Annotated in this window: 12 protein-coding genes and 1 pseudogene; 8 read left to right on the top strand and 5 right to left on the bottom strand. The window is 67.0% G+C overall.

Annotation, left to right across the window (positions count from 1 at the left end; translation table 11 throughout):
* A partial coding sequence (locus VI238_RS09980; protein ID WP_331650909.1) for a hypothetical protein occupies positions 1-240 on the top strand: 240 nt, incomplete at its 5' end.
* A 309-nt stretch (positions 241-549) separates the two neighbouring features.
* Here VI238_RS09980 and VI238_RS09975 read toward each other — a convergent pair.
* The 5 genes and pseudogenes from VI238_RS09975 to dnaA form a co-directional block, all read right to left on the bottom strand.
* The gene (locus tag VI238_RS09975; protein WP_331650907.1) at positions 550-1,824 is read right to left on the bottom strand and encodes a hypothetical protein; all 1,275 of its coding nucleotides are present in this window, start codon (positions 1,822-1,824) and stop codon (positions 550-552) included.
* Between the two features lie 163 nt (positions 1,825-1,987).
* Positions 1,988-4,394, bottom strand: a pseudogene (gene gyrB / locus VI238_RS09970) (DNA topoisomerase (ATP-hydrolyzing) subunit B).
* An 80-nt stretch (positions 4,395-4,474) separates the two neighbouring features.
* Positions 4,475-5,551: a DNA replication/repair protein RecF gene (gene recF / locus VI238_RS09965; protein ID WP_331650905.1), complete on the bottom strand. Its 1,077-nt coding sequence runs from the start codon at positions 5,549-5,551 to the stop codon at positions 4,475-4,477.
* A gap of 52 nt (positions 5,552-5,603) precedes the next feature.
* Positions 5,604-6,704 (bottom strand): DNA polymerase III subunit beta, encoded by a 1,101-nt coding sequence (dnaN, locus tag VI238_RS09960; protein WP_331650903.1) that lies wholly within the window; start codon positions 6,702-6,704, stop codon positions 5,604-5,606.
* 216 nt (positions 6,705-6,920) lie between these two features.
* Entirely contained in the window at positions 6,921-8,243 is a 1,323-nt protein-coding gene (gene dnaA / locus VI238_RS09955) for a chromosomal replication initiator protein DnaA (RefSeq protein ID WP_331650901.1), read from the bottom strand.
* A gap of 205 nt (positions 8,244-8,448) precedes the next feature.
* Between dnaA and rpmH the strand changes: the two genes are divergently transcribed.
* The 7 genes from rpmH to VI238_RS09920 all read left to right on the top strand — a co-directional run.
* Positions 8,449-8,589 (top strand): 50S ribosomal protein L34, encoded by a 141-nt coding sequence (rpmH, locus tag VI238_RS09950; protein ID WP_131993844.1) that lies wholly within the window; start codon positions 8,449-8,451, stop codon positions 8,587-8,589.
* 20 nt (positions 8,590-8,609) lie between these two features.
* Complete coding sequence (rnpA, locus tag VI238_RS09945; RefSeq protein ID WP_331650897.1) at positions 8,610-8,990, top strand: ribonuclease P protein component; 381 nt, start codon at positions 8,610-8,612, stop codon at positions 8,988-8,990.
* 118 nt (positions 8,991-9,108) lie between these two features.
* Complete coding sequence (gene yidC, locus VI238_RS09940) at positions 9,109-10,839, top strand: membrane protein insertase YidC (RefSeq protein WP_331650895.1); 1,731 nt, start codon at positions 9,109-9,111, stop codon at positions 10,837-10,839.
* Positions 10,840-10,843: 4 nt separating this feature from the next.
* A complete protein-coding gene (gene mnmE, locus VI238_RS09935; RefSeq protein ID WP_331650893.1) occupies positions 10,844-12,190 on the top strand; it encodes a tRNA uridine-5-carboxymethylaminomethyl(34) synthesis GTPase MnmE in 1,347 nt (448 codons plus the stop codon).
* 154 nt (positions 12,191-12,344) lie between these two features.
* On the top strand, positions 12,345-13,043 hold the full coding sequence (locus VI238_RS09930; RefSeq protein ID WP_331650891.1) for a glutathione S-transferase C-terminal domain-containing protein: 699 nt from the start codon (positions 12,345-12,347) through the stop codon (positions 13,041-13,043).
* 105 nt (positions 13,044-13,148) lie between these two features.
* Entirely contained in the window at positions 13,149-14,348 is a 1,200-nt protein-coding gene (locus tag VI238_RS09925) for an EAL domain-containing response regulator (RefSeq protein WP_331650889.1), read from the top strand.
* Positions 14,345-16,012, top strand: a 1,668-nt coding sequence (locus tag VI238_RS09920) for a sensor histidine kinase (RefSeq protein WP_331650887.1), incomplete at its 3' end; no start/stop codon positions are given. The genes VI238_RS09925 and VI238_RS09920, both read left to right, overlap by 4 nt.

Here is a 16,012-nt window from a genome sequence, read left to right as displayed (position 1 = left end):
TGCACCTTCTCGATGATCTTCGGCGGCGGCTTCTTCGGCGGCTCGGGCGGCGGTGGCGGCGGCGGCGGCGGCGGCGGCGGCGGTTCGATGAACTCGACCATCACCTTCTTGTCGATGGTCTTGTCCTTCGGCGGCGGCGGTGCGACCGGAGCCATCATCATCGCGAACGCGAACGCGTGCAGAGCGAATGCACTTGCAAACGCCGTGACGCGTCGCCAGCTGAAGTCGCCGCCAGATTGATTGGTATCTGCCATCAGTATTGACCAACGAGATTGTGTCTGTGCGGCCGTCGTGGCGACGCCGTCGCTTCGCCCCGATGAAGACCCCAAGAGGCGTAGGCGCGAGAGCTGGCCACGGTACAACAGCGGATGCCCTCAGGACAAGCGGTTGCGGCGGTCGACCTTCACGTGATTATGGAGTTGTGTGACGTTCTTCGGTGGTGCCTGAGGTTCCAACGTTCGACCAGGCTTCCCGGGGTCGACGCTCGCGCTCCTCATTATCGTTGCGCGCACGCGACCGCAGGTTGCAGCGCGTGCGCGGAACGCGGTTTCATTTCTTCTTGCCGCGGTTGATCTTGACGCCGCTCTTGGCCGCCTTGAGGCGCTGCTCCGCCATCGTCTTCGTGCTCGCATAGCCGGCTGCCTTCTGCCAGTCGGCGGTCGCGGCCGCGCCCTGGCCGAGGTCGTTCTTCGCGTCGCCACGCAGCAGGTAGGCCTCGCCTTCCTGGCGCAAGCCGCCGCGCGAGATCGCCTTGTCGAGTGATTGGACCGCTTCGTTGGACTTGCCCGAGTAGTAAAGGAGGTAGCCGAGCTGGTAGTCGACGTTGCCGTCCTTGGACATCGGCGCAGCCTTGCCGTAGCCCTCGATCGCGCACGGGTCGTCCTCGGCCTGCGTGCAGACGTCGCCCTGCAACTTGTAGTTGTCGTACGTCGGCTGCAGCGCGCCCTTCGCGAAACCTTCCTTCATCGTCGCAGCGGCGTCCTTCGGCTTGTCGGCCTGCGCGTACAGCTTGGCGAGCTGGACGTAGTCGTCGTTGGTCGTGACCAGGCCTTGCGCCTTCGCCTTCGCCATGAGGTCGAGCGCCATCTGCTCCTTGTCGCCCTGGATGTAGACCGTGGCGAGCTGGTTGATGAGCTTCTTGTTGTTCGGGTCCTTGGCGAGTTGGGCCTTGATGAGTTCCGCGGCCTGATCGAACTGGTTGAGTTCGAAGTAGCTCGCCATGAGGATCTGCGTCCAGCTGTCGTTCGGCTTGTCGGTCATCGACATCGCCTTCTTCATCGCATCGACCGCGGGCTGGAACTGGTCGACGCGGTAGTACGCGTTCACCTTGAGCGCGAGCTCGTCGGCGGTCTGCGCGCCGGTCAGCTTCTCCCATTCGGCGAGCGTCGCGAGCGCGTCCTGGTACTTCTCTTCCTGGATCTGCGTCTGTGCGAGTGCGAAGACGAGCTGGAACTGGCCGTCGTTCGGCAGCGCGTCGAACGCGATCGCCTTCTTGTACTCATCGATCGACTGCGCGCCCTTTTCCTGATCCCAGTAGATCTGTGCGAGCAGCTGATGCGCGAACGCCTGCGCGTACTTGCTGGCACTGCCGTTGTCGATGACCTTCTGGATCAGCGGAAGCGCCTCGTCGGGCTTGTTCTCGTTGACGAGGTTGGCCGCCTTGTTGAGCGCGCGCTGGTCGCCCGACGACATGCTGACCTTCGGCTCCTGCCGCGTCGCATTCGGGTACTTGTTCTCGTCCTTCTTGTCCTTGGCGAACGCGATCGTGCTGCAGGCGATGGCGGCGCTGCAGATCGCGACGATGACCCATTTCGAGAGCTTCATGACGATTCACTCCTGAACATACGAAGGACGTCGTCCAACGGTGACGACGAAAAACGGGGCGCAGAGGGTACCCCTGTGCGCGCGAACCGCACAAGCGCGCATACACGACTTCACATGTTGCTGCGCAGCATCCGAGCCGTGCGTCGCGGCTGCGCGACGACCCTCAGACGTCGAGGTTCGCAACGCGCAGTGCGTTCTGCTCGATGAATTCGCGCCGCGGTTCGACCACGTCTCCCATGAGCGTCGAGAAAATCTGGTCGGCCGCGACGGCGTCTTCGATGCTGACCTGCAGCAGGCGCCGCGTGTCGGGATTGACCGTGGTGTCCCACAGCTGCTCGGGATTCATCTCGCCCAGGCCCTTGAAGCGCTGGATCGTGCGGCCGCGCTTGGCCTCCTCCATGAGCCACGTATATGCCTCGCCGAAATCCGTCACAGCCTGGCTCTTGCCGCCGCGGCGAACCTGCGCGCCGGGCTGGATCAATCCGCCGAGCTGGCTGGCCGCTTCGACGATGGGCCGGAATTCGGCCGCTGCGAGGAATGTCGCGGGCAGGACCTGGGTATGGCGCAGCCCGTGCTGGTCGCGCTCGACCACCAGACCCGCGCCCTGGTCCGCCGTCGCAGGCTGCACGCGCAGCGCATAGCGCGGCAGGCCAAGGCCCGACTTCGACAGCGCAGCCGTGAGGCGCTCGATCCACGTTTGCACGGCCATCGGATCGTTCCAGCTTTCGAGCGCGAACGGTGCGTCGACGAGCGCGCGCAGGAAGGCGGCGTCGAAGCGGAAGGAGAGGCGCTCGATCTGGTCGAGTGCGGCTCGATGGACGCCCATGAGCTTTTCGAGACCCGCCCCGCTCACGGGCGGCGCGTCGGCACTGTAGGCGAGTTCGGCGCCATCGACCGCGTTCGAGATGAGATAGCCGTTCAGCGCCGCATCGTCCTTGAGATACAGCTCCTGCTTGCCCTGCTTGAGCTTGTACAGCGGCGGCAGGCCGATGTAGACGTGGCCGCGCTCGATCAGCGCAGGCATCTGCCGATAGAAGAATGTCAGCAGCAGCGTTCGAATGTGCGAACCGTCGACGTCGGCGTCGGTCATGATGATGATGCGGTGGTAGCGCAGCTTGTCGGCATTGAATTCGTCCTTGCCGATGCCGGTTCCGAGCGCCGTGATCAAAGTGCCGACTTCGGCCGAACCCAACATGCGGTCGAACCGCGCTCGCTCGACGTTGAGGATCTTGCCCTTGAGCGGCAGGATCGCCTGGTTCTTGCGGTTCCTGCCCTGCTTGGCCGATCCGCCGGCCGAATCGCCCTCGACGATGAAGAGTTCGGACAGCGCCGGATCCTTCTCCTGGCAGTCGGCGAGCTTGCCGGGAAGACCGGCGATATCGAGGGCGCCCTTGCGGCGCGTCATCTCGCGTGCCTTGCGGGCGGCTTCGCGCGCGCGCGGCGTCGACGACCTTCGCCGCGATGGCTCTCGCTTCATGGGGATTCTCGAGCAGGAACTCCTCGAGCTTCTGGTTGACGATCGACTCGACGACGCCCTTCACTTCGCTGGAGACGAGTTTGTCCTTCGTCTGCGACGAGAACTTCGGATCGGGCACCTTGACCGACAGCACCGCGATCAGGCCTTCGCGCATGTCGTCGCCCGACAGTGCCACTTTCGCGGTCTTCTGCAGGCCTGCGGTCTCGATGTAGTTCGAAAGCGTGCGAGTGAGCGCGGCGCGGAAGCCGGCCAGATGGGTGCCGCCGTCACGCTGGGGAATGTTGTTGGTGAAGCAGAACACGGTTTCCTGGTACGCGTCGGTCCATTGCATCGCGACATCGACCGTCGTGCCTTCGTGCTGGGCGCTGAAGCTGACGACCTGCGGGTGCAGCGGTGTCTTGAGCTGGGCGAGGTGCTCGACGAAGGAGCGGATACCTCCCTCGTATTCGAAGACGTCGCGCTTGTCCGTCCGCTCGTCGATGAGCTCGATCCGTACGCCGGAATTGAGGAACGAAAGCTCCCGCAAGCGCCTCGCGAGGATGTCGTAGTGGAACTCGATCGTCGAGAAGGTGGCCGGGCTCGGGTGGAACCGAACCGTCGTGCCCCGCTTGGCCGAGGGGCCGACGACCTTGAGCGGATACAGCGGCTCTCCGAGCGCGTACTCCTGCTGGTGTTCGTGGCCGTCACGGCAGATCGTCAGCCACAGGTGATCGGACAGTGCGTTGACGACCGAGACGCCAACGCCATGCAGGCCGCCGGAGACCTTGTAACTGTTGTCGTCGAACTTTCCGCCCGCGTGCAGCACGGTCATGACGACTTCCGCCGCGGAGCGTCCCTCCTCCGGCTGCATATCCACGGGGATACCGCGGCCGTTGTCGGTGACGCTGACCGAGCCATCGGCGTGGATCGTGACGACGACGTGGTCGCAGAAGCCGGCGAGGGCCTCGTCGATTGAGTTGTCGACGACCTCGAACACCATGTGATGCAAGCCGGTACCGTCGTCGGTGTCGCCGATATACATGCCGGGCCGCTTGCGTACGGCCTCGAGGCCCTTCAAGACCTTGATCTTGCTGGAATCGTATTGGTCGGTCATTGGCTCTCCGGACGCGGCGATGCCGGCGAGCCGAAGCAAGCCAGGCTGGTATTTCGATCCATGAAGTATAGCAGTCCGGGCTAGCGTACCCGCGCCACCTGACCGTGTTCCACGTGGAACATCGCAGCATCCGGCACCGTGTCGACAAGCGCCGTAGGCACCTCCGTTCCGGTCAGGAACACCTGTGCGCCGCTCGCGGCCACCTCGCGCAGCACGCGACGTTGGTGCTGAGCATCGATTTCCGACGCCAGATCGTCCAGGCAGATGATCGGCCATTCTCCTGCGCGATCGGCATAGAGCTGCGCCTGCGCCAGGACGAACGCAAAGGCGCTGAGCTTCTGCTGGCCGCGTGAAAGATGGTCCCTGCGCCTGGCTGCGGCGAATGCGATCGACCAATCCGCTCGGTGTGGCCCGCGTCCGGTGCTGCCCCGCGCGAGGTCACGAGCGAAGCGCTCATGCAAGACCTGCTCGAGTGGCGTCGAATCGTCGTAGCCGGGATCGAACTCGATGGCGGGCTCGCCGAGTTCTGGAAGCAAGGACGCGAGCAGCGGCCGGACGTAAGGGACGATGGCGTCGAAGTAGGCGCGACGCATGAGCGCCAGCGGTTCTGCCGCTCGAGCGAGTTCGCGGTTCCAGGGATCGAGTTCGTCAGGGCCCGCGAGGCGCCGCAGCAACACGTTCCGCTGCTTCAGGACCCGCTGGTAACGCCGCCATGTCGGCAGGAACGCGTGTTCCACGTGGAACACGCCCCAGTCGAGAAAGCGCCGACGCTCGTCGGATGGCCCTGCGATGAGCTCGTGGGATCCGGGTTCGAAGCAAACCACCGCAATCTGCCGGAGAAGCTCGCCAAGCGGGACCAAGGCACCGTCGATGCGCGACTCAACGCCCCGCCCCGAGCGAGCGAGTCCCACGCGCAAGCGCTGTGCGCCGCGCTCGATTTCGCCAAACACCGAATAGCCCCGACAGCCCTCACGCACGAGCGCCTCGCGCACCGTGCTACGGAAGCTGCGTCCATGCGAAAGAAGGTACGCCGCCTCGAGCAGCGAGGTCTTGCCTGCCCCGTTGGGCCCGATCAGCACATTCCAACCCGGCGTCGGCGCAACCACCACGTCGGCCAGAACGCGCAGGTCCGTGACGCGAAGCTCGCGCACGTTCATCGCCCGGGCGCCCGTCGCCCAAACCCGGCTGAGCCGCGATCGAAGCCTTCGATCAAAGGCGCAGCGGCATGATCACGTGGCGCGTGTCTTCCGAATCCGGCTTGCGCACGAGGCAGCTGGACTGACCGTCGCGCAGGCACAGCAGCACCTCGTCGCTGCTGATCGCACCGAGTGCGTCGAGCAGGTAATTCACATTGAAGCCAACGCTGAGGTCCGAAACGCCGGTTCGCGCCTCGACTTCCTCGACAGCCTCTTCCTGCTCGGGGTTGTGCGCCACGACCCGAACGCGATTCGGCGCCACTTCGATCTTCACGCCCCGGTACTTCTCGTTCGACAGAATCGCGGCCCGCTGGAGTGCCGCCCGCATCTCGTCGCGCTGCAACCGAACTTCCTTGTCCGCGCCGATCGGAATGACCGCCTCGTAGTCGGGGAAACGGCCATCGATGAGCTTCGAGGTGAACGTGACATCCCCACGCCGCACACGCAAATGGTTCCGCGCGAACTCGAGTTCGACGATCCCGTCTCCCGACTCGAACAGACCCTGGAGCTCATTGACGCCCTTGCGCGGCACGATCACCTGCCGCGGCGAACCCACCTTCGTTTCCAGCTTCGCCTCGGCCATCGCGAGGCGGTGCCCATCCGTCGCGACGCAGCGCAGCGCCTGCTCGCGCAGATCGAGCAGCATGCCGTTGAGGTAGTAACGGACGTCCTGATGCGCCATCGCGAAACCGGTTCGGTCCATCAGTTCCTTGAGCGTCGCCTCCGGCAGCGCAACGCGCTCGACTAGTTCGATCGTGTCGACCGTCGGGAACTCCGTCGCAGGCAACGTCGCGAGCGTGAAGCGACTGCGCCCCGCACTCACGGTCACACGCTCCCCGTTCTGTTCGAACTTGATTCGGCAACCGTCCGGCAACGCGCGGCAGATATCGAACAGCTTCCGAGCAGGCACCGTCACCTCGCCCGCTTCGAGATCGTCCGCGGAAGTACGCGCCACCATTTCGACTTCGAGGTCGGTGCCCGTGAAGGCCACGCCCGCCGAATCGACGACCACGAGCAGATTCGCCAGCACCGGCAGCGTCTGCCTCCGCTCCACGACGCCAACAACGTGTTGCAGCCGCTTCAAGAGCGCTTCGCGCTGGATGCTGAATCGCATGGTCTACCGTTCCTGTCTTAGGTTCTTTTATGTGGAGCGTTGGTGGTAGCTGGTCGTGTGCATAACGCCATCGGGCGGCATAATGCCTTTTAAATCATGCGCTTACGCCGCTTGCGAGCGCGGGAAAAGCATCTCCCGCACCTGTGGGTCAACTGTGGATAATATTTCGTGCCCACTTCCCGGCACAGCTTCTCCACAGGTTCTCCCGCTTTTTCCTCACTCCGTCAGGGTACGGACGAGCTTTTCCCAATCCTGCCTCAGTTTCCCGTCGGTCTCGCGCAGGTCGCGGATCGTGCGGCACGCGTGCAGCACCGTCGTATGGTCGCGACCGCCGAACGCGTCGCCGATCTCCGGCAGGCTGTGCTCGGTGAGTTCCTTCGCAAGCCCCATGGCCATCTGCCGCGGACGCGCGATGGACCGGCTGCGCTTCTTCGACAGCAGGTCCGCGAGGCGCAACTGATAGTAGTCTGCCACGGTCTTCTGGATGTTGGGGATCGTGATCGCCTGTGCATGCACGGTCAGCAGGTCGCGCAGGGTTTCCTGGGCGAATTCGCTGCTGATGCGGCGTCCTTCGAAGTTCGCGCGAGCGACCAGTGTGTTGAGCGCGCCTTCGAGGTCACGAACGTTCGACCGCATGCGTTTCGCCATCAACGTCGCGACGTCCTCGGGCAACTCCACGCCCTTCGCCTGCGCCTTGGCGAGCACGATTGCGGCGCGCGTCTCGAAGTCGGGCGGCTCGATCGCGACCGACAGTCCCCAGCCGAGCCGCGACTTCAGGCGCGGCTCCAGATTGTCGACTTCCTTCGGATAGCGGTCGCAGGTGAGGATGATCTGCTGCTTGCCTTCGAACAGGGCGTTGAACGTATGGAAGAACTCTTCCTGCGTCGTGTTCTTGCCGGCGAAGAACTGGATGTCGTCGATGAGCAGCGCGTCGACCGAACGGAAGCGTCGCTTGAAATCGTCCATGCCCTTCTGCTGCAACGCGCGCACCATCCCGCTCACGAACTGTTCCGAGCGCAGGTAGAGGATCTTCACGCCGGGCTTGTTCGATCGCATGAGGTTGCCGGCGGCATGCATCAGATGCGTCTTGCCGAGCCCGGTGCCTCCGTACAGCAGCAGCGGGTTGTAGGCCCGGCCTGGATTCATCGCGACCTGGGTCGCTGCCGCCTTGCCGAGCTGGTTCGACTTGCCCTCGACGAAATTCTCGAACGTGTAGTTGGGATCGAGGTTCGCGTCGGGCGCCGATCGCTCCGGTGCAGGCCGCGCCCGCCCAGGCTGCTTGCCGACGCCACGATCCGGAGCGCGCGCGCCGACCTGCACGTCGACCGCGACCGGGCCGTCGCAGAGGTGTTCGAGCACTTCCACGATCGGATCGAGGAAGCGCTCGCGCACCGTCTCCATCGTGTACGCGTTCGGCGCCCAGAGCGTGAAGCCGGACTCCTCCTCGGTGACCTGCAGGGGGGCGAGATACGTGTGGAGATCTTCCACGCTGAAGTCCGCTTCGAGACGGGAAAGACAGCGGCGCCAAAGTTCGCTCATTGCGGGGTGCGTTTCCGGGTGCGGGCAGCGAGCCGACCGGAACGGCGGCTCGCGAGGCAAAGGGGGCAAGGGGTGAAAGTCTAGCAGCACGCCGCCGCCGGGCCGCCGCCGTCGTCGTCGCCCACTCCTGCTCGCGCCTTGACACGGGCCGCAGCAGGCGCCTACCATCCGCGCCCTTTTCCTTTCAACACGTTGGCGTATCGCTATGGCCACCAAGCGCACCTACCAGCCGAGCAATCTCAAGCGCGTCCGCGACCACGGTTTCCGTGCGCGCATGAAGACCCGCGGTGGCCGCAAGGTCATCAACGCGCGTCGCGCCAAGGGCCGCAAGCGCCTGGCGGTCTGACGCCGGCAGCGAATTTCCGGATGGCGCCCGCAACCTTCCCGCGCGCGGCGCGCCTGCTGACCCCTCGCGACTTCGCCCGCCTTCGCACGACGAGTCGGCGCGTCGGCACCCGTCACCTCACGGCCGAGGTCGCGCCGAGCGCCACGGGTTCCGTGCGCCTGGGCCTCGCCGTCTCCCGCCGCGTCTCCAAGAGCGCGGTGCATCGCAACCGCATCAAGCGCATTGCACGGGACAGCTTTCGCCGTCATCGCGACCTGCTGCCCGCACTCGACATCCTCGTCATCGCGCGCTCGAGCGCGGACCACGAGGACAATCCGGGTCTCCACGCCGAATTCGAGCGCCTCTGGCGCCGCATCGCGGCGTTGAACGACGCGGATGCGGCCGGCACAATGCGCGACTGACCAGCGCGGCGCTTCCCGCGCGCCCATTCGATCCCCCAGTCCCGGGCAGCGCGGCGGCAGCGCTCGACGCCCATGCCGGCCGCCCGACCACGCCCGCTCCCGCAGAACCGATTCCCCTATGACGAGTCCGCGCAATTTCCTGCTGATCGCCCTGTTGTTCATCGGTTACCTGCTGTGGATGCAGTGGCAGGAGGACTACGGCAAGTCGCCTGCCGTCGCGGGCACTTCCGCGTCGACCGCATCGACCGCAACGCCGACGGCACCGCCGGCGACCGTCCCGAGCGGCGCCGACGTGCCGAGCGCGAGCAGCGGCGCCAGCCCCGTGCCGGCGCCCACGACCACCGCGGAATCCGCGTCGACCCGATCAGGCCAGCACGTGATCGTCGACACCGACGTGCTGCACGTCGAGATCGACACGCGCGGCGGCAACGTCGTCGTCGCGGACCTGCTCGCGTATCCGCTGCAACCGAAGGACTACCAGCATCCCATGCGCCTGCTCGACGGCAGCGACGCGCGCTTCTTCCAGGCGCAGAGCGGCCTCGTCAGCGCGGGCGGCGCCGCGCCCGATCACCAGGCACCGTACACGGCCGAGAAGTACGCCTATGCCCTCGCCGACGGCAGCGACACGATCGAAGTGCCGCTGACGTGGAACGATGCCAGCGGCGTAGCGGTGCGCAAGGTGTTCGTCTTCAAGCGCGGCAGTTACGTCGTCGAGCAACGCCAGGAAATCAGCAACGGCAGCAGCGCGGCCTGGACCGGCAACGCGTACCGCCAGCTCCAGCGCGTGCCCCCGGTCATCGACACCAGCGGCATCAAGGGCTACAGCAACATCGAGCGGTACAGCTTCGTCGGAGCCGCGTGGTACAGCCCGACCGACAAGTTCCAGAAGCTCAAGTTCGACCAGTTCGCGAAGGAACCGCTCGACAAGCCGATCGCGGACGGCTGGGCGGCGATGCTCCAGCATTACTTCTTCGCGGCGTGGATTCCCGCGCAGGGCGAGATCGACCAGTATTCGACCAAGACCTACGTCGCGCGCGCCGCCGACGGCAGCGTGGCCAACCGTTACCTCATCCGCACGCAGTCGCCCGCGATCAACGTCGCGCCGGGCGCGACCTACACCGATGCGGCGCGCCTCTACGTCGGCCCGAAACTGCAGAGCACGCTCGACCAGATCGCGCCGGGCCTTAGCCTCACGGTCGACTACGGCATGTTCACCGTGATCGCCGAACCGCTGCACTGGCTGCTCGCGCAACTGCACAAGCTCACCGGCAACTGGGGCTTCGCGATCATCCTGCTCGTGCTGCTCATCAAGGCACTGTTCTTCAAGCTCAGCGAAACGCAGTACCGTTCCGGCGCGAAGATGCGCAAGCTGCAGCCGCGCATGCAGGCGCTGAAGGAGCGCTACGGCGACGATCGCCAGAAGATGAACATGGCGATGATGGAGTTGTACCAGAAGGAAAAGGTGAACCCGCTCGCGGGATGCCTGCCCATGCTGGTGCAGATTCCGGTGTTCTTCGCGCTCTACTGGGTGCTGCTCGAGAGCGTCGAGCTGCGCCAGGCGCCGTTCATCGGCTGGATCCAGAACCTCACCGCGCCCGACCCCTACTACGTCCTGCCCGTGCTCAACGGCCTCGTCATGGTCGCGACGTCGATGCTCACGCCGAGCGCGGGAATGGATCCGACCCAGGCGAAGATGATGAAGATCATGCCGGTCGTGTTCTCGGTCCTGTTCGCGTTCTTCCCGGCCGGCCTCGTGCTGTACTACACGGTCAACGGCGGCCTCGGCCTGCTGCAGCAGTGGATCATCACGCGTCGCATCGACGCCGGCGAGAAGGCCGCCGCGGCCTGATGCGATGAACGCGCATGCCGACACCATCGCTGCCGTGGCGAGCGCGCCAGGGGCGGGGGGTATCGGCGTGCTGCGAGTGTCCGGCGATCGCGCGGGCTCGATCGCCCGAACGATGCTCGGACGCGCGCCCCGCCCACGCCACGCCCACTACGCCGCCTTCCGCGCCGGCGACGGTCGTGTCATCGACCGCGGCCTGTTGCTGTGGTTTCCCGCGCCGCGCTCGTACACCGGCGAAGACGTGCTCGAACTGCAGGTGCACGGCAGCCCGGTCGTGCTGCGCATGCTGCCCGCACGCATGGTCGAACTGGGCGCGCGCCACGCACGCGCGGGCGAGTTCTCCGAGCGCGCGTTCCTCAACGGGCGCATCGACCTGGCCCAGGCCGAAGCCGTCGCCGACCTCATCGCGAGCGGCTCGGAAGCCGCCGCGCGCGCCGCCCAGCGCAGCCTCGACGGTGAATTCTCCGAGCGCGTGCGCGCGCTCACCGAGCGCGTCGTGCGCCTGCGCGTATGGATCGAGGCGGCGATCGACTTCCCCGAGGAGGACATCGACTTCCTCGCCGCGCCCGAACTCGCCGACGCAGTCGCCGCGACGCGCGCCGGCATGCTGGATCTCCTCGCCGCGACGCGACGCGGGGTGCGCCTCGCCGACGGCCTGCACGTCGTCATCGTCGGGCGGCCGAACGTCGGCAAGTCGAGCCTGCTCAATGCGCTCGCCGCGAGCGAGCGCGCGATCGTGACGGACGTCGCCGGAACCACGCGCGACGTGCTGCGGGAAACGATCGACCTCGACGGCGTCGCCCTCACCCTCGTCGATACCGCGGGCCTGCGCGAAGCCGCCGACGTCGTCGAGCGCGAAGGTATCCGCCGCGCGCGCGGCGAACTCGAACGCGCCGACGTCGCCGTCCTCGTCAGCGACGACGAACACGCCGAATTCGACCTCGGCCTGCTTCAGTCGGTCCCAGCGAGCGCCGCGCGCATCGTCGTGCACAACAAGATCGACGTCGCCGGCGCACGCGCCCGCCGCGAGCAGCGCGACGGCGTCGCGCACCTGTGGTTGTCGGCGCGATCGCGCGAAGGCCTCGACGGACTCGTCGCCGAGCTCCGCCGTCATGCGGGCGCGGAAGATTCCGGCGCCGGCGCGTTCACCGCGCGCACGCGCCACGTCGCCGCGCTCGAACGCGCGAGCGCACGCATCGACGCGGCTGTCGCAGCACTCGCCGGGCACCATGCCGGCGAACTCGCGGCCGAAGATCTGCGCCGCGCGCAGCACGCGCTCGGCGAGATCACGGGCGAAGTCAGCGCCGACGACCTGCTCGGCGAGATCTTCTCGTCGTTCTGCATCGGCAAATGACGCCGTGGCCGCCGCGCACGCGGGCGGCCGAGCACCGGCGCGGCGCGATCCCGACGAAGTGCTCGCGGTGCGGGATGCACAGTCCCACGCGGGCCGCATTGAGAACCCGCACGCGCGGCCCTACCACGTCGAGGACGCTCGAGGAGACGATCCCATGATCGACCTGCACTACTGGCCGACGCCCAACGGCCACAAGATCACGATGTACCTGGAAGAATGCGGTCTCGACTACACGATCAGACCCGTGAACATCGGCGCGGGAGAGCAGTTCCGGCCGGACTATCTCGCGATCTCGCCGAACAACCGCATGCCGGCGATCGTCGATCACGCCCCGGCCGACGGCGGTGCGCCGCTGAGCCTGTTCGAGTCGGGCGCGATCCTGCTGTATCTCGCCGAGAAGACCGGTCGATTGATCCCGACCGACCTGCGCGGTCGGGAAACCGTGCTGCAATGGCTGTTCTGGCAGATGGCCGGCCTCGGGCCGATGACCGGCCAGTACGGCCACTTCCGCGTCTATGCGCCAGAACCGCTGCCGTACGCGATCGAACGCTACACGAAGGAGGCGCATCGCCTGCTCGGCGTGCTCGAGCGTCGCCTCGTGGGGCGCGACTTCATCGCGGGCGACGACTACACGATCGCCGACATCGCGTGCTATCCGTGGATCAGCCCCTACGCCAAGGCGCCGATCGACCTCTCCGGCTACCCCGAAATCCGTCGTTGGCACGCCGCGATCGCCGCACGTCCGGCGACGCAGCGCGCGTACGCGCGCGGGGTCGACGTCAATCCGCCCTCCGACCAGCCGCTCGGCGAAGAGGCACGCCGCATCCTGTTCGGCCACGCGCCGGGGCGCTGAGGCCGGCGTCACGCCGCCGGCGGCGTGCCCGGGCGCGCCACGCTCGCGCGTTCTGCATTTCCCGCGCTTTGCGCTAGTCTGAGTGCTCGGGGGGAGGGCCGGACGATGCGCTTGTCGGATTTGTCGGTGCTGGTCGTCGAGGATCACGGTTTCCAGCGCCGCGTCGCGCTTCGCCTGCTCGAGGAACTCGGATTGCAACGCGTCGCTGCCGCCGCCGACGGCCGCGCGGCGCTCGCTGCGCTGGAGCTGGCGCCGGCCGACGTCGTGCTCGTCGATCTCGACCTGCCTGAAATGGACGGCATCGAATTCATCGGCCACGTCGCTTCGCATCGGCGCGCCGGCGCGATCGCGCTCACGAGCGCGCTCGATCCCGCGCTCCTCAACACGGTGCAGGGGATGGCGCGCGCATACGGGCTGCGCGTGCTCGGCGTCGTCGAGAAGCCGCTGACGACGTTCAAGCTCGCCGAAGTGCTCGGTCGCTTCCACGACGAGGAAGTGACGCCCGAGGCCGAGCCGCACGTCGAAATCGGCCCGGACGTGCTGCGTCGCGCGCTCGACGCCGGCGAATTCGAGGCATGGTTCCAGCCGAAGGTCGCGATCAGCACGGGCAACGTCATCGGCGTCGAGGCCCTTGCGCGCTGGCCGCACGAAGGTCGCATGATCGGCCCCGCGCGCTTCATCCCGCTGCTCGAGCGCAGCGGCATGATCGGCGAGCTCACCGAGCGCATGCTCGAACAGAGTTGCCGCTGGCGCAGGCGCTGGGCCGACGACGGCCTCGAGCTCGGCCTGTCGGTGAACGTGTCGATGCTCAACCTCGCCGACGTCGCGACCGCCGACCGCTACCAGCAGATCGTGGCCGACCACGGCGTACGTCCGCGCGACCTCGTCATCGAGGTCACCGAAAGCTCGGTCATGAGCGAGGCTGCGCACGTGCTCAACGTGCTCGCGCGCCTCCGGCTCAAGGGCTTCGGGCTCGCGATCGACGACTTCGGGACCGGCTACTCGTCGCTCGCTCAGCTGTCGCAGATCCCGTTCACCGAGCTCAAGATCGACCGCGGCTTCGTCAGCGGCGCGCCGACCCAGCCGCGCAAGCGCGCGGTGGTCGAGGCGAGCCTCGATCTCGCGCGCAAGCTGCACCTGACCGTCGTCGCCGAAGGCGTCGAAACGCTCGAGGAGTGGCAGATGCTCGCCGAACTCGGATGCCAGCAGGTGCAGGGGTTTCTCGTCAGCGCCGCGGTGCCGGGCCGCGCGCTGCCCGGCGCGATCCGAGACTGGCACCAGCCGGAGGCCGTGCCGCCGCGATGATGCCGCTGTACCACCGCATCCGCATCCGCGTGCAGCTGCAGGCGCTGTTCGGCCTGCTGCTGTTGACCGGGCTGACCGTGCTCGTACTCGACGAAATCAACCAGCGCGCCGACGTCGCGACGTTCCAGAGCGTACAGCGGCAGTCGCTCGCGGGGCTGCGTCTGGCGAAGTCGATCTCCGACGCCTACGGACTCGACATCGTCAGCGCGGTGTTCCGAGTGCGCAACAATCTCATGGGTTGGGAGCAGGGCATCGAAGTCGTCGAGGCCGCGCGTCGGGCGGTCGAGCGCGACTGGAAGCAGCTCGTCGCCTCGGACCTGCCGCCGGAACAGCGCGCGGTCGTCGACGAGGTCGCGCGCGCGCGCGTGAGCGCGGACCGCGCGACGGAGAAGCTGCTCGGCATCTTCCGCGCGGCCGACATCGATGCGCTCGGGCGCTTCGCCGACACGGAGCTGTACCCGGCGATGGATCCCGTCGCATCGCGGCTGAAATTCCTTGCCGATCTCAAGATGTTCGACACCGAACGGGTCATCGGCGCGCATCTCGATACCGCGCGGCGCGTCGGCCGCTGGCGCGTGATCCTCAGCCTCATCACGCTCGCGATCGTGCTCGTGGTCGGGCGCAGCATGCTGCGCAACGTCTACAAGGGCGTCGAGAGCCTCAAGCATCTGGCCCGCCACGCACGCGAACGCGACTTCCAGCCGGCCGGCTACGTGCCCGACGGCGAACTCGGCGAGGTGCACGAAGCGCTGTCGACGATGCGCCAGGACCTGCTCCGCTACGAGGACAGCCTGCGCGACAGCGAAGCGCGCGCACTCGCCGCGAGTCGCGCCAAATCCTCGTTCCTCGCCTCGATGAGCCATGAGATCCGCACCCCGATGGTCGGCGTCGCGAGCATGCTCGAGCTGCTTGCCCGCACCGACCTCGACGCCGACCAGCGCCAGCAGGTCGAGATCGTGCAAGGCTCGGCACAGAGCCTGCTGCAGATCATCGGGGACATCCTCGACTTCTCGAAGATCGAAGCCGGCCGCCTCGAACTCCTGCCGGTCGCGGTCGACCTGCGCGAACTCGTGCGCGCATCGACCGGCAACTTCCTCGCCACCGCGTCGGCGAAGGGCCTGCGCCTCGAGTGGGCGGTCGATGCGCGCCTCGCGCCCGCGCACATTGCCGACCCGCTCCGGCTGCGCCAGATCCTCAGCAACTTCCTTTCCAACGCGTTGAAGTTCACCGAACGCGGCAGCGTCGTCGTGTCGCTCGATCGCCTCGCCGCGGCCGACCGGCGCGAACTCGTGGCGCTGCGCGTGCGCGACACCGGCATCGGCATCGGGCCCGAAGACCAGGCGCACCTGTTCCAGCCGTTCGTGCAGGCGCGCGACGGCGGTGCGCAGCGCGCGGACGGCAGCGGTCTCGGCCTCGCGATCTGCCGCCACCTCGCGGAACTGATGGGTGGCGAGATCGTGCTCGAGAGCCGCCTCGGCGTCGGCACGACCATGAGCCTCGTCGTGCAGCTGCCGCTCGCCGACCCGACCGCGGTCGAACGCGCCGCTCGCAGCGCGAGCGTGCCCGCGCGGGCCGCGCCGAGCATCGACGAGGCCGAGCGCACCGGGCGTTTGATCCTGCTCGTCGACGATCATCCGACCAACCGCGCGGTCATCTCGCGCCAG

This window comes from Dokdonella sp. (genome assembly GCF_036518555.1).
Lineage (GTDB): Bacteria > Pseudomonadota > Gammaproteobacteria > Xanthomonadales > Rhodanobacteraceae > Dokdonella_A.
Note: the sequence above shows the minus strand (reverse complement) of the source record. Positions and strands in the feature narration are given on the sequence as shown.

Bases quoted from the DNA above. Each gene is read 5' to 3' on its own strand.
- rnpA (WP_331650897.1), top strand. From the start codon at position 8,610: ATGGCGCCCGCAACCTTCCCGCGCGCGGCGCGCCTGCTGACCCCTCGC.
- VI238_RS09925 (WP_331650889.1), top strand. From the start codon at position 13,149: ATGCGCTTGTCGGATTTGTCGGTGCTGGTCGTCGAGGATCACGGTTTC.
- VI238_RS09975 (WP_331650907.1), bottom strand. From the start codon at position 1,824: ATGAAGCTCTCGAAATGGGTCATCGTCGCGATCTGCAGCGCCGCCATC.
- rpmH (WP_131993844.1), top strand. From the start codon at position 8,449: ATGGCCACCAAGCGCACCTACCAGCCGAGCAATCTCAAGCGCGTCCGC.
- mnmE (WP_331650893.1), top strand. From the start codon at position 10,844: ATGAACGCGCATGCCGACACCATCGCTGCCGTGGCGAGCGCGCCAGGG.
- dnaN (WP_331650903.1), bottom strand. From the start codon at position 6,704: ATGCGATTCAGCATCCAGCGCGAAGCGCTCTTGAAGCGGCTGCAACAC.
- VI238_RS09930 (WP_331650891.1), top strand. From the start codon at position 12,345: ATGATCGACCTGCACTACTGGCCGACGCCCAACGGCCACAAGATCACG.
- recF (WP_331650905.1), bottom strand. From the start codon at position 5,551: ATGAACGTGCGCGAGCTTCGCGTCACGGACCTGCGCGTTCTGGCCGAC.
- yidC (WP_331650895.1), top strand. From the start codon at position 9,109: ATGACGAGTCCGCGCAATTTCCTGCTGATCGCCCTGTTGTTCATCGGT.
- dnaA (WP_331650901.1), bottom strand. From the start codon at position 8,243: ATGAGCGAACTTTGGCGCCGCTGTCTTTCCCGTCTCGAAGCGGACTTC.